The organism is Polaromonas sp. YR568 (assembly GCF_943371715.1).
GTDB lineage: Bacteria > Pseudomonadota > Gammaproteobacteria > Burkholderiales > Burkholderiaceae_C > Polaromonas.
This window is the reverse complement of record NZ_CALRVW010000021.1, coordinates 17,010-29,864: the sequence shown is the minus strand read 5'-3', so window position 1 is coordinate 29,864 and position 12,855 is coordinate 17,010. Positions and strand designations below refer to the sequence as shown.

The window sequence follows — 12,855 nt, the reverse complement described above, 5'->3', positions numbered from 1 at the left end:
CATGACCACGCAAAACCTTCTGGTCGAACTGTTTGTGGAAGAGCTGCCGCCCAAGGCGCTCAAAAAGCTGGGCGATGCCTTTGCCGGCGTCTTGTTCGAGCAGCTCAAGGCCCAGGGTCTGGCCAGCGCCGATACCTCGGTGGTGACGGCGTATGCCTCGCCGCGCCGCCTGGCTGCGCATGTCACCCATGTCTGGCGCAAGGCCGACGACAAGGCGGTTCAGCAAAAACTCATGCCGGTCCAGGTGGGGCTGGATGCTTCCGGCAAGGCCACGCCTGCGCTGCTCAAGAAGCTGCAGGCCCTCGGCGCCGACGTGTCCGACCCGGCCGCTGCGGTGGCCGCCCTCAAGCGCGCGCCCGACGGCAAGGCCGAGGCGCTGTTTTACGACAGCCTGGTGACGGGCGCAACGCTCGACGTCGGCCTGCAGAAGGCGCTCGAAGAAGCCATTGCGAAACTTCCGATTCCCAAGGTCATGACTTACCAGCTCGAGACCGACTGCGCGCTGCCCGGCTGGAGCAGTGTGAACTTCGTGCGTCCCGCGCACAGTCTGGTGGCGCTGCACGGCAGCACCGTGGTGCCCGTCACGGCGCTGGGTTTGAAGGCGGGCAACACCACGCAGGGCCACCGCTTTGAAGCCAAGGTGTCGCCGGTGGTGATCGAGGATGCCGATACGTACGCCCAGACCCTGCTGGGCGACGGCGCGGTGATTGCCAGCTTCAACGACCGCCGCTTTGCCATCGTGCAGCAGCTCGCGCAGGCGGCCGAGCGTCTGGGGCCGGGCTACGAGGTGCTGATGGACGAGGACCTGCTGAGCGAGGTGACCGGGTTGGTCGAGCACCCCAATGTGCTGGTGTGCGAATTCGAAGCGCAGTTCCTCGATGTGCCGCAGGAGTGCCTGATCCTCACGATGAAGGCCAACCAGAAGTATTTCCCGCTGGTCGATGCGACGGGCAAACTCACCAACAAGTTTCTGGTGGTCAGCAACATCAGCCCGGATGACGCGAGCGCGGTGATCGGCGGCAACGAACGTGTGGTGCGGCCGCGCCTGGCCGACGCCAAGTTCTTCTTTGACCAGGACCGCAAGAAGACGCTGGCTTCGCGGGTCGCGGGGCTGGACAAGGTTGTTTATCACAACAAGCTGGGCTCCCAGGGGGAACGCGTCCAACGCGTGCGCGCCATTGCCGAGTCGATTGCCCAACTGCTGGGTGCCGATGTGGCCGACGTGCAGCGCGCCGCCGAGCTGGCCAAGACCGACCTGGTGACCGACATGGTCGGCGAGTTCCCGGAGCTGCAGGGCATCATGGGGCGTTATTACGCGCTCAACGATGGTTTGAGTGCCGAGGTGGCCGATGCGATCGAGGACCACTACAAGCCGCGTTTTGCCGGCGACGAATTGCCGCGCAACACCATCGGTGTGATCGTCGCGCTGGCCGACAAACTCGAAACCCTGGTGGGCATGTTCGGTATCGGCAACTTGCCGACCGGCGACAAGGATCCGTTTGCGTTGCGCCGTCACGCGCTCGGTGTGATCCGCATGTTGATTGAACGCGACCTGCCGGTTCAGTTTCACGCGCTCACGCGACTGGCTTTCGCGGCTTTCCCCGCCGGATTGCTGCAGGACAAGGCCGTGGAGCTGGACGAATTTTTGATCGAGCGCCTGAAGGGTTACTTGCGCGAGAGCGGCTATTCCGTCACCGAGGTCGATGCGGCGATTTATGCGCAAAAGCTGGGGCTGTGGTCCACCATTCCCCAGCGCCTGGCCGCCGTGCGCGCCTTCGCCGCGCTGCCCGAAGCGCCGGCCCTGGCCGCCGCCAACAAACGCATCGCCAACATTCTCAAGAAGGCGGGCGAGGTCGATGCCCATGTCAGCGAGGTCTTGCTCCAGGAGCCCGCTGAAGTCGCCCTCTATGCCGCCATGAAAGAGGTGGTACCCCAGGCCAACACGCAGTTCGAAGCCGGGGACTACACGGCTTCGCTGCAGACGCTGGCCGCGCTGCGCGCGCCGGTCGATGCGTTTTTCGACGGCGTGATGGTCAACGCTGAAGAGATGGATTTGCGCCTGAACCGCCAGGGCTTGCTCAAGAGCCTGCACGACGCGATGAACCGCGTGGCCGATCTGTCCAGACTCGCCAGCTAGGGCCTGTGCACATCATGAAACTTGTCATCCTGGACCGTGACGGCACCATCAACAGCGACAGCGAGGATTTCGTCAAGACGCCGGACGAGTGGGTGCCGCTGCCCGGTGCGCTGGAGGCCATTGCGCGCCTGAACCACGCCGGCTGGCATGTGGTGATTGCGTCCAACCAGTCGGGGCTGGGGCGCGGCCTGTTTGATGTGGCTTCGCTCAACGCCATGCACGCCAAGATGCACAAGATGCTCGCCGCCGTGGGCGGGCGCGTCGATGCGGTGTTTTACTGCCCGCACAGCCCGGAAGAAAGCTGCACCTGTCGCAAGCCCCTGCCCGGCCTGTTCGAGCAGATAGGCGCGCGTTTTGGCGTGCCGCTCAAGGGTGTGCCGACCGCTGGTGATTCGGTGCGTGACCTGCTGGCCGGCGCTGCGGCCGGTTGTGAGCCGCACCTGGTGCTGACCGGAAAATCGGCCAGGTACCGGGACGGCGGCCAGCCGGAAGGCCTGCCGCCGGGCACGCAGCTGCATGCCGACCTGCCGGCCTTTGTGGAATTCCTCCTGAACCGCGGTGCCCCGGCCGATGCTATGAAAAACGTAGCTGTTCGTGCAGATGTTTGAAGGGCTGCAGCCCTGAAACACTCGAAATTTCGACTGAAGACACACGCCATGCCCCTGCTTCGCTCCGTCCTGCACCTTCTGTGGATGATCCTCACCGTGATTCCCTGGGGGCTGGCTGTCCTGATCTTTTCGCTGTTCGGCAGCAGCACCCAGATCTACTGGCTGTGCGCCGGCTGGCTGCGCCTGGCGGTCAGCGGCGGCACGGTGATCCTCGGCATCCGCAACCGCGTGACCGGCATGGAAAACCTGCCGACCGGCGAGACCAGCGCGGCCGTCCTGCTGCTCAAGCACCAGAGCACCTGGGAGACGTTTTCGATGCCGACACTGATGCCGCATCCGCTGGCCTACGTCTTCAAGAAAGAGTTGCTCTACGTGCCGTTTTTTGGCTGGGCCATGGCGCGCATGGACATGATCCACATCGACCGCAGCCAGCGCACGCAGGCTTTCAACAAGGTGGTCGAGCAGGGCCGCCGCCTGATGAGCCAGGGTGTCTGGGTCATCATGTTTCCCGAGGGCACGCGCATCGAGCGGGGAAAAAAAGGCGTTTACAAGACCGGTGGCACGCGGCTGGCCATTGAAACGGGCGCGCCGGTGATTCCGGTGGCCGTGACCTCGGCCAAGTGCTGGCCGCGCAAGGCCTTCATCAAGAAGCCGGGCATCGTCGATATCTCGATCGGCAAACCCATCAGCAGTGTGGGCCGCAAGCCCGAGGAACTGATGCGTGAAGTCGAGGCCTGGATAGAAGCCGAAATGCGCCGGCTTGACCCCGAGGCCTATCCCGAAACCGCCAGCGCCGGCGCGTAGAGCCCACCCCGGGCAAGCCGCCACAGCGCTAAACTGTTTGCATGCAACGGTTTCTCCAGTTCACGCTTGATCTTTTTGATCTGGAGCCCGCCAGGCCCGCCGCCTCTCCTCCCGATAAACGTGCCGGTTCCAAATCAAATCGGTCTTCAGCCCTTGCCGAGCCTGCGCAGGGAGCTATAAAACACGTAGCAGACGACGGGCCGGACGTACTGCCGACGCAAACCCTGGCGCAGGTGCTGGCGCCGGCCACCTACCGCCACCCGGCTGCCACGCGCGAAGCCCTGCTGGAGGGTGCTGTCGTGGCGTACCAGTTCCGGCGCGGCAAGCGGCGCACCATCGGTTTTTCAGTCGGCGCCGAAGGCTTGGTCGTCAGCGCGCCCAAATGGGTGCCGCTGTATGACATCGACAAGGCCGTGCAGGAAAAATCCGGCTGGATCGTGCGCAAGCTGCAGGAAACCCGTGCCCGCCATGACCGGCTCGAGTCGGCGCGCATCGAATGGAAAGACGGCGCCACGCTGCCGTTCCTCGGTGAGCCGGTGACGGTGGTGATCGACCCGCGGCATGCTTTTGCTGCGGTGGGCGGTGAACTCAGGAATCTGGTCGGGTCCGGACCCGTGCTGCATACCGGCGCCGGCGCGAGCGCGAGCGACCTGCCCGGCGGGGCGAGTCTGACGCTGCACATCGCCCTGGCCCACGATGCGACCGCCGAGCAGATCCGCGATTCCGTGCAGGCCTGGCTGATGCGCCAGGCCAAGCGCCTTTTCACCGAACGCCTCAACCATTTTGCGCCCCACCTGGGCGTGCAGTGGCGCAAGCTGAGCCTGAGCAGTGCCGGCACGCGCTGGGGCAGCGCCAGCGCTGATGGCGCCATCCGGCTGAACTGGCGGCTGATTCACTTCAAGCAGTCCGTGATCGACTATGTGGTGGTGCACGAGCTGAGCCATTTGCGGGTGATGGACCACAGCCCGCGTTTTTGGGACACTGTGCGAACGGTGGTTCCCGACTATGCCGAGCTGCGCAGCCAGTTGAAGGAAGAGGCGGTCCCGAGGTGGTAGTTGCGCAGGGACCGGCCAGGAGGGCTTCGCGCGCACTGTGGATGCTGGAAAATACTTGCCTTGACTACTGGACAAATATGTAAATTTGTGTAATATGAAAAATATGATAAAAGTGCCATCCGGAGCACGATGAACACAAAGGTTTTTATGCATGACAAACCCATTCTCGTGGTGGAGGACAACCCCGACCACCTGGAGCTCACTGTCCTGACCTTGCAGGAGCAGGGCGCGGACACGGCCATCGTGACCGCGCGCGATGGCGCCGAGGCGCTGGATTACCTGTTTGGACAGGGCGCCCACGCAGGGCGCGACACACAGAAGCAGCCGGCCTTTGTCCTGCTCGACATGAAGCTGCCCAAGCTGTCCGGCCTGGATGTCCTGCGCAGCCTGCGCAGCAACCCGCTGACGGCCCTGGTTCCGGTGGTCATGCTGACCTCGTCGAGCGAGCAGTCCGACATCATTGCCTGCTACCAGAGCGGCGCCAATGGTTTTGTGCGCAAGCCCGTCGATTTCGGCGACTTCACGGAAAAGCTCAGCCGCCTGCAGGACTACTGGCTGCGGGTCAACGAGTCCATCGCCGCCGCCTGACGGCCGCTTGGGCGGCCCTTGCGACGAAGCGGACCCCGTCGCTGGAATAATGCGGGGGCTTCCGCAGATGACTTACAGTTGGGAGAGTCCATCTGAAAGCGGCCGCTGGCGGTCCGTTTCAGAAAACCCGACCGCATGAACACCGTCCTGATTTCTTTCCAGACCCCTCAGCCCTGTCTCGAGTGCGCCTGTCCGGGCGCGTCCCGCCCACATCGGCCCCTGCCGCAGCGGATCACCGCATGAGGGCGGACGTCAGCCTGCGCACGCGCATTGTTGTCCTGGTGCTGGTGGCGATTGTTCCGCTGTTCGGCCTGTCGATGTTCAAGGCGCTGCTCAATGCCGACGCCGAGCTCGAGCGCGCCAAGGCCAACCTGCAGTTTGCCGCTTCACTGGCCGCCGCCAGCCAGGAGCGGGTGGCCGACTCCGCGCGGCAGGTGCTGACCCTGCTGGCCTCCTTGCCGGAGGTGCAGGACGGCAACAGTGCCGACTGTGACCACCACTTCTCGAGCCTGACCCGCCATCTTCCCGAGTACGCCAATCTCGGCGTCCTGGGAATGGACGGACAAACCCGTTGTCACGCACTGGGGAGCGCCAAGAAAGCCTTTCTCGGTGACCGCAGCTATTTCCGCGATGCCATTGCCCAGCGCCGCTTTGTGGTCGGCACCTATGCGGTGGGACGGCTTGCCGGCACGCCGGTGCTGACCTTTGCGCTGCCGGTCATGGGCGCGGAGGACAAGGTGACGGGCGTGGTGTATGCCGCCTTCGATCTGGCCCGGATGGCCGACACGATTGCCGGCATCCAGCTGCCGTCGGGCGCCGCGCTGGGCGTTCAGGACCGGGAGGGCGCCTTGCTGGCGGGCAGACCGGCCCTGCCCATCCGTGTGGGCGACAAGGTGCGCAGCCCGGTGTTGCAGGAAGCGGTCAAGTCCATGAGCAGCGGGGTGCGCGAAGGCCTGGACGGTCGTGGGCATGAGCGTTTGTGGGCGTTCATGCCGAGCAGCCTGAACACGGGCGCGGCGGTTTTTGTGTCGGTCAGCATGGACCGCGACCTGATCGTTGCGCCTGTCCGGCGCCAGCTGTGGCTGGAACTGGCGGCGCTCGCGCTGGTGGCCCTTCTGGGCGGGGGGCTTGCCTGGTTGATTGCCAGCCGTTCGATTGTGGCACCGGCCCGCCAGCTTCTTCACGCCACGCGGGAGCTGGAAAAAGGCGTCCTGGATGCGCGCGTGCCCCTGAGGCCGGGTGAAGCCCAGAGTGAATTCTCCAGAATTGCCGCGGGCTTCAACCTGATGGCCGACTCGCTGCAGCATCGCGAAAGGTCACTGGAAAATGAACTGGCGCGAAACCGGCAGGCCTATGCCGCGCTCGAGCTGACCATCAACAGCATGCAGGAAGGCCTGCTGGCGGTGGACGCCAGCGGCCGGGTGATCCTCGTCAATCACACCGCCTCCCAGTTGTTCGACATTGATGACAACTCCATGGTGCTGGCGCCGCTGTGGCCCGAGCGCCAGGGGCTGTTTGTTCCGGACACGCAGTGCCTGTATGGTTTTGAGGACCTGCCCCTGCACAAGGCCCTGCGCGGCGAGAGCGGCGGTCCCCTGCCGATGCTGGTGCGCAACGAGCGCGAGCCGGTGGGCCGCCTGATCCGCTGCACCTACCGTCCGATGCAGGGCGCGGACGGCATTGTGGGCGCCCTGATGGTGTTCTCGGACATCACCCACATGCAGCAGCTGCAACTGGAGCAGATGCGCAGTTACGAGCAGCTCAGCGAGGTCCAGCGCAAACTGCTCAATGCCCAGCGGCTGGGGCGGATAGGCAACTGGGAACTGAACCTGGCCTCCGGCCAGCTCTGGTGGTCCGACGAGGTGTACGAACTTTTCGGGTTGACCCGGGCGGGCTTTGACGGGCGACCGGATACCGTGATTGCGATGATCCATCCGGAAGACCGTGACGGTTACATCCGTGTGCGGGAGGCTGCTATGCAGAAGGGCCAGCGCATGGACGTGGAGTACCGCATCCGCACCGTGGACGGCCAGATCCGCTGGATACACCAGCTCGGGGAGTCGCATGCCGACAGCAGCGGCCAGGTCGTGTGGCGTGCCGGCGTGGTCCAGGACATCACGGCCCGCAAGCAGGCGGAACTCGCCGTGGCCCGTCACACGGAGTTGCTGCAGCAGACCGGTGAGATGGCCCGCATCGGGGGCTGGGAGTTCACCGTGGAGAACATGACGCCTTACTGGTCCGCCGAGGTGTACCGGATTCTTGACCTCGATCCGTCCGTGGTGCTGGGGACGAAACAGGCGCTCGGTTTTCACCCGCCGGAAATGCAGCCGCTGGCGCGCGCCACGCTGGCTGCGGCGCTGGCCGACGGCACACCCTGGGACATGGAGGTGCCGCTGGTCACGGCGCAGGGACGCCGCATCTGGGTGCGCACGCGGGGACATGCCATGCTGAGGGACGGCAAGGTCGTGCGCCTCATGGGGGTGCTGCAGGACATCACCGACCAGCATGAATCCCAGGCGCAACTCCGGTTGCTGGAGACCGCCATTTCCCGGCTCAATGACATCGTGCTGATCACCGATGCCGATGAACTGGATGAGCCAGGACCGCGCATCGTGTTTGTCAACAACGCGTTCGAGCGGCGCACCGGCTACAGCCGCGAGGAAGCGCTGGGCCGGTCACCCCGTTTCCTGCAGGGGCGGCGAACCCAGCGCGCCGAGCTCGATCGCATCGGGTCGGCGCTGCGCAAGGGGGAGTCCGTACGCGCGGAGCTGATCAACTATAAAAAAAGCGGTGAAGAGATCTGGCTGGACCTGGACATGGTGCCGATCGCCGACACGCAGGGGCGGGTCACCCACATCGTTGCCATCGAGCGCGACATCACGCGGCGCAAACTCGCCGAGCAGGCCATGCTTGACAGCGAGCAGCGTTATGCGGCCCTGTTCAAGGCCGCGCCGGTACCAATGTGGATCGTCGATACCGAGACCTCCCGGTTTCTTGCGGTCAACGAGGCGGCGATCGCGAACTATGGTTATTCAAAGGAAGAGTTTTTGCAGCTGACGCTCTTCGATATCCGGCCCGAGGGGGAGCAGGCCCGGTTGCGGCAGCATCTTGCCCAGGGCGTCACCGGCCAGCCGAGCCGGTGGCTGCACCTGCGCAAGGACGGTGTGGAATTTCCGGTGGAGACCGTGGCCCGGGCCATCACCTACATGGGCCGGGATGCGCGTTTCGCGGTCGCGCTGGACATCACCGCACAGGTCAGGGCCGAAAAGGAAGTACAGGACTATCTGTTCACGCTGCAGCGTGCCGCCGACGCGACCCACGCGATCACGCGCCACCGCACCGTCGAGGCAACCCTGCAGGAAACCGTGGACCAGGTCCGGGCCGTGGTGGGCGCCCACCAGGCCGTGGTGAGCCTGACGGTCTCCGGAGAGCAGGCACGGACTGTCAACGCCGTGTCGCACTCGGACAAATATGCCCACTGTCGCGATCTGGTGCGACTGACCCATGCCTGTGGCCTGGATACCGTCGTCTGCGAAACCAACCGGCCCATGCGGTTGACCCAGTCCGCGCTGGAGGCAGACCCGCGCTGGGTCAGTGCTGGCGATGAGGCCGGGGCAGCGCCGTCCATGCGGGGCTGGCTGGCGGTGCCGCTGACCGGCCAGAGTGGCGAGAACATCGGGCTGCTGCAATTGAGCGACAAGTACGATGGCGAGTTCACATTGCAGGACCAGTATGTGGGTGTCGAGCTCGCGCAACTGGCGTCCATCGCGATTGAAAACACCCAGCTTTTTGAGCAGGTCCAGCGGCTCAACCAGGGGCTGGAAGAAAAAGTCGTGGAAAGGACCGCCGCCCTGGCGCGGCAGGAGGCCCTGTTCCGGGCGCTGGCCGAGCAGGCCCCGCAGATCATCTGGAATGTTGACGTCGACGGCAGGGTGACCTACTTCAACCGCAAGTGGTACGAGTTGATGGGTGGGACGCCGGCGGACTGGATGGGCTACAAGTGGACCGCGGTGGTGCACCCGGACGACCTCGCTGACATGTCCGCCAGATGGAAGATGTCCCGCGAGAACCTGACCTCCTACGTCGGGATGCGGCGGCTGCGTGCGGCGGATGGCACCTACCACACCATGTCTTACCGGGCTTCCCCGGTGCTGGACGATCAGGCCAAGGTGCTGTTCTGGGTCGGCATTGATGCCGACGTGACGGAAATCAAGGACATTGAAGCAGCCCTGCGCCTGTCCAACCAGGAACTCGAAGCCTTTTCCTACTCGGTTTCGCATGACCTGCGTTCACCCTTGAACACGGTGGACGGTTTCAGCCGGCTGCTGGCCAAGCAGCTCAGCGCCGCCAGCCCGAACGCCAAAGTCCAGCACTACCTGTCGCGCATCCATGCGGGTGTGGCCCAGATGGGGCGGTTGATCGAGGATCTGTTGTCCCTGGCGCAGGTTTCGCGCATGCAGTTGCGCCATGAAACGGTGGACTTGAGCGTGATGGCGCGGGAAATAACCGGCGAATGCCAGGGGCGCAATCCGGAGCGCGTGGCCCGCATCACCATCGAAGAGGACTTGCAGGCCCAGGGCGACGGGCGTTTGATCCACGTGGTGATGGAAAACCTGCTCGGCAATGCCTGGAAATTTTCTTCCGGGCAGGCCCATACCGATATCCGCGTCGGGCGCACGATTGACGCCGCCGGGTTGGCGGTGTTTTTTGTTCAGGACAACGGCGCGGGCTTTGACATGGCTTATGCTGACAAGCTCTTCAATACTTTTCAGCGCCTGCATGCGGTGACCGAGTTTCCGGGAACCGGTGTGGGGCTGGCCACTGTCAGCCGGGTGATTGGACGCCATGGCGGCAAGGTCTGGGCGCAGGCGGAACCCGGCAAGGGGGCCACCTTCTTTTTCACCCTGCCCGGCAGCGGGGCCCCCGCTTGAAGGCGGCACAGGGGCCAGTTGTAAAAAATGTGTATGAATTAATAGTTAATAAATCCAATTGATTAAATTCATGAAATTGTTTAAATTGCAGATGTAATTTTTGTTAGGCCCTTTTTATGCCCCGCGAACCCCAGACCTTTGAAAACGCCATCACTGTGAGCGACTTTTCCAGCGATGACTATTGCGGAACCACCTATGCCGCCAAACTGCTGGGCTTGTCGGTCGCCACCGTTCAGTCACTGGTCGAGAAGGGCGAGATCGAGGCCTGGAAAACCCTGGGAGGCCACCGCCGGCTTTCCCTGCGAGCCATCAATGCCTATTTGCAGAAAAACAGTCCGCAACGTGCCCAGGTGGACGCGGATCCACGCAATCGCCTGAGCGTGCTGGTGGTCGAAGACGACGAGGCCACCTGCGAGCTTTACAAGGCCCACTTTGACGAATGGGACATGGCGGTGGACTGCAGCTTCATGCCGTCTGCCCTCGAGGCCCTGATGGACATTGCCAGCATGCGCCCGGACCTCTTGATCACCGACCTGAACATGCCCGGCGTGGACGGCATGGAAATGCTGCGCGCCCTCAAGCGCAACCAGCAGCTGCTGGCCATGCAGATCCTGGTGATCAGCGGCTTGCCCCGCGAGTCCATCATGGAAAGAGGCGGCCTGCCCCCCAACTCCTACTACCTTGAGAAGCCGATCAACTTCGACTGGCTGCATGGGTACGTCACGGCACTGCTGGTGGCCAACCGCAAGTGGCGCTAGGACTCCGCCCGGACCTGTCGATACATGAAGGCCTACCTTCGCTCTCCTGTCCCAGGTAAATCCTGGCCAGGACGGCGTCTGCGGTTGGGGTGGATGCCCGTCCCCGGGCCCGAATCAATCGATTTCATCGTGGGCAGGCATTCCTGGAACGAAGCAACAGGTCTGCGTTACCCCAGCGTTTGAAGAAGCCTGGTCTTGGCTCCGCTCACCCTTTTCAAGAAATGGCTGAAGTCGTGGAGGGGAAGCAGGCGGGCGTCGCTTCCCGGGTTCTCTGCCGGACAGGCGGCTGCAAGCGCAGAGGCCTTGCAGGCCGGCCTCGACCTGTCATCTGACGGGATTGTCCTGCTGGACAGTGCCGGCCGGATAGTGGCCTTGAACAGTTGTGCCCAGTCGCTCATGCACTCCGTGCTCGGCAATCTCCGGGGTGCTGATTTCTGGGAGGCGGTACCTGAAGAAATCGCAGATGAGCACCGCGGCGCCACCGAGCAGGCGCTGCTGGAAACGGGAACCCACAACTTTGTCGTCTGGCATGCGTTTGAGAACCAGTGGGTCGACTACGGCCTGCGCCAACATGACGACGGCGCGCTGGTCACACTCAAGGATGTCAGCACCATCCATCAGGCCTCGCGTTCGCTGCGCTACAGCGAGTCCTGCAATCAGATCCTGTTCGATGCCCACCCCCAGGCGATGTGGTTGTTCGATACCGGCTCGCGGCAGATGCTGGCAGTCAACAACGCGGCGGCTGCCGTGTATGGCGTGGCCCCGGAGGCGCTGGTGGGGCTTTTCGTCGAATCGCTTTTTCCCGAGGGTGACGGGGCCTCCCTGCTGGACTCCCTGCCGCCGGGTGACTTCGAGCAGGAAATGCGGCTGTGCACCCAGAAGAAGGCCGACGGCGAGCTCATGCTTGTTGAGCTGGCCTGCTCCAGCGTGCAGTGGGCGCTGCGGCCGGCCGTGCTGGTCAGCGTGACCGACGTTGGCGCGCGCCACCTTGCCGATGCCCATCTGTCCAGGCTCAATGAAGAGCTTGAGATGCGCATCGCGCAGTGCACCGCTGAACTGCAGAGCAGCCAGGGTGAACTGAAGGCGTTCACAAGCGCGATGCTGCACGACCTGAAGGCACCACTGCATGTCATTGACGGATTTGCCGCCACCCTGGCAGAGCGCCACGGTGCAGCGCTCGATGCGCAAGGCCAGCATTACCTCTCGCGCATTCAGGCGAGCAGCCTCCAGCTGGCCAGACTGATCGATGACTTGCGCACCCTGACCTATTTGCCCAGCATGCCCATGGCGCCGCAAAGGGTGGACCTGGTCCCCATGTGCCAGCGCCTGATGGACGAGCTGCACAAGCGCGAGCCGGCCCGGCACCTGGTGCTTGAGATGGAGCCTGCGCTGCCGCTCGTCTGCGACAAGGACCAGCTGTGCATTGCGTTGGCCTGTCTGCTCGACAACGCCTGGAAGTTCACCTCCCGGAAAGAGCAAAGCTGGATCAGGGTGGGCCTCATGCCGGGCGAAGGCCCTGCAGAGATCGTTTTGTCTGTCTCTGACAATGGAGCCGGTTTCGATAGGGCCTACACCGACAAACTGTTTACTGCCTTCGAGCGCCTGCATTCGGCGGTGGATTTTCCCGGTACCGGGCTGGGTCTGGCGATTGTCAAACGTGTTGCCCAACTGCATGGCGGTCGCGTCTGGGCTATCGCTGCTGACAAGGGCGGCGCCAGCTTCTTCATGTCCCTGCCGCAAAACTCGGAACCGGTCGGTGGGTCACCGCCGACAGCCTGACCCTCCCTGGCCGGCAAGAATACGGGAAACGCCGACTCTGCACGGTCCGGCCGTGCGATGAGCCCCTCGGCACGGCTTTCGGCTTCAACTGGATGAAGCAGTTGGTGGGGTGCCCCGTTCCTGGCGAGTGGTGTCCCCGTTTCGCCTCTGTGAATCCGTATTCCGACGGTGCGCGGCATTTCGGTTTTGAATCCG

At 63.8% G+C, this 12,855-nt stretch carries 8 protein-coding genes; all 8 read left to right on the top strand.

Going from position 1 to position 12,855, the window contains the following annotated elements; genetic code table 11:
* Position 1: 1 nt before the first annotated feature.
* The gene (gene glyS, locus AAG813_RS14745; RefSeq protein ID WP_341916399.1) at positions 2-2,137 is read left to right on the top strand and encodes a glycine--tRNA ligase subunit beta; all 2,136 of its coding nucleotides are present in this window, start codon (positions 2-4) and stop codon (positions 2,135-2,137) included.
* A gap of 14 nt (positions 2,138-2,151) precedes the next feature.
* Positions 2,152-2,745 (top strand): D-glycero-beta-D-manno-heptose 1,7-bisphosphate 7-phosphatase, encoded by a 594-nt coding sequence (gene gmhB, locus AAG813_RS14740; protein WP_341916397.1) that lies wholly within the window; start codon positions 2,152-2,154, stop codon positions 2,743-2,745.
* A 48-nt stretch (positions 2,746-2,793) separates the two neighbouring features.
* Complete coding sequence (locus AAG813_RS14735; protein WP_341916395.1) at positions 2,794-3,549, top strand: lysophospholipid acyltransferase family protein; 756 nt, start codon at positions 2,794-2,796, stop codon at positions 3,547-3,549.
* A gap of 41 nt (positions 3,550-3,590) precedes the next feature.
* On the top strand, positions 3,591-4,604 hold the full coding sequence (locus AAG813_RS14730) for a SprT family zinc-dependent metalloprotease (protein ID WP_341916393.1): 1,014 nt from the start codon (positions 3,591-3,593) through the stop codon (positions 4,602-4,604).
* Between the two features lie 147 nt (positions 4,605-4,751).
* Entirely contained in the window at positions 4,752-5,192 is a 441-nt protein-coding gene (locus tag AAG813_RS14725; protein WP_096667458.1) for a response regulator, read from the top strand.
* A 239-nt stretch (positions 5,193-5,431) separates the two neighbouring features.
* Positions 5,432-10,123, top strand: a complete 4,692-nt coding sequence (locus tag AAG813_RS14720; RefSeq protein ID WP_341916391.1) for a PAS domain S-box protein — start codon at positions 5,432-5,434, stop codon at positions 10,121-10,123.
* Positions 10,124-10,239: 116 nt separating this feature from the next.
* The gene (locus AAG813_RS14715; RefSeq protein ID WP_341916389.1) at positions 10,240-10,881 is read left to right on the top strand and encodes a response regulator; all 642 of its coding nucleotides are present in this window, start codon (positions 10,240-10,242) and stop codon (positions 10,879-10,881) included.
* A 195-nt stretch (positions 10,882-11,076) separates the two neighbouring features.
* Positions 11,077-12,660 carry an ATP-binding protein gene (locus AAG813_RS14710; protein WP_341916387.1) on the top strand — a complete coding sequence of 528 codons (1,584 nt, stop codon included), beginning with the start codon at positions 11,077-11,079 and terminating at the stop codon, positions 12,658-12,660.
* Positions 12,661-12,855 lie beyond the last annotated feature (195 nt).

Coding starts and splice junctions, on each gene's coding strand:
- AAG813_RS14735 (WP_341916395.1), top strand. CDS start 2,794: ATGCCCCTGCTTCGCTCCGTCCTGCACCTTCTGTGGATGATCCTCACC.
- glyS (WP_341916399.1), top strand. CDS start 2: ATGACCACGCAAAACCTTCTGGTCGAACTGTTTGTGGAAGAGCTGCCG.
- AAG813_RS14720 (WP_341916391.1), top strand. CDS start 5,432: ATGAGGGCGGACGTCAGCCTGCGCACGCGCATTGTTGTCCTGGTGCTG.
- AAG813_RS14725 (WP_096667458.1), top strand. CDS start 4,752: ATGCATGACAAACCCATTCTCGTGGTGGAGGACAACCCCGACCACCTG.
- AAG813_RS14730 (WP_341916393.1), top strand. CDS start 3,591: ATGCAACGGTTTCTCCAGTTCACGCTTGATCTTTTTGATCTGGAGCCC.
- gmhB (WP_341916397.1), top strand. CDS start 2,152: ATGAAACTTGTCATCCTGGACCGTGACGGCACCATCAACAGCGACAGC.
- AAG813_RS14715 (WP_341916389.1), top strand. CDS start 10,240: ATGCCCCGCGAACCCCAGACCTTTGAAAACGCCATCACTGTGAGCGAC.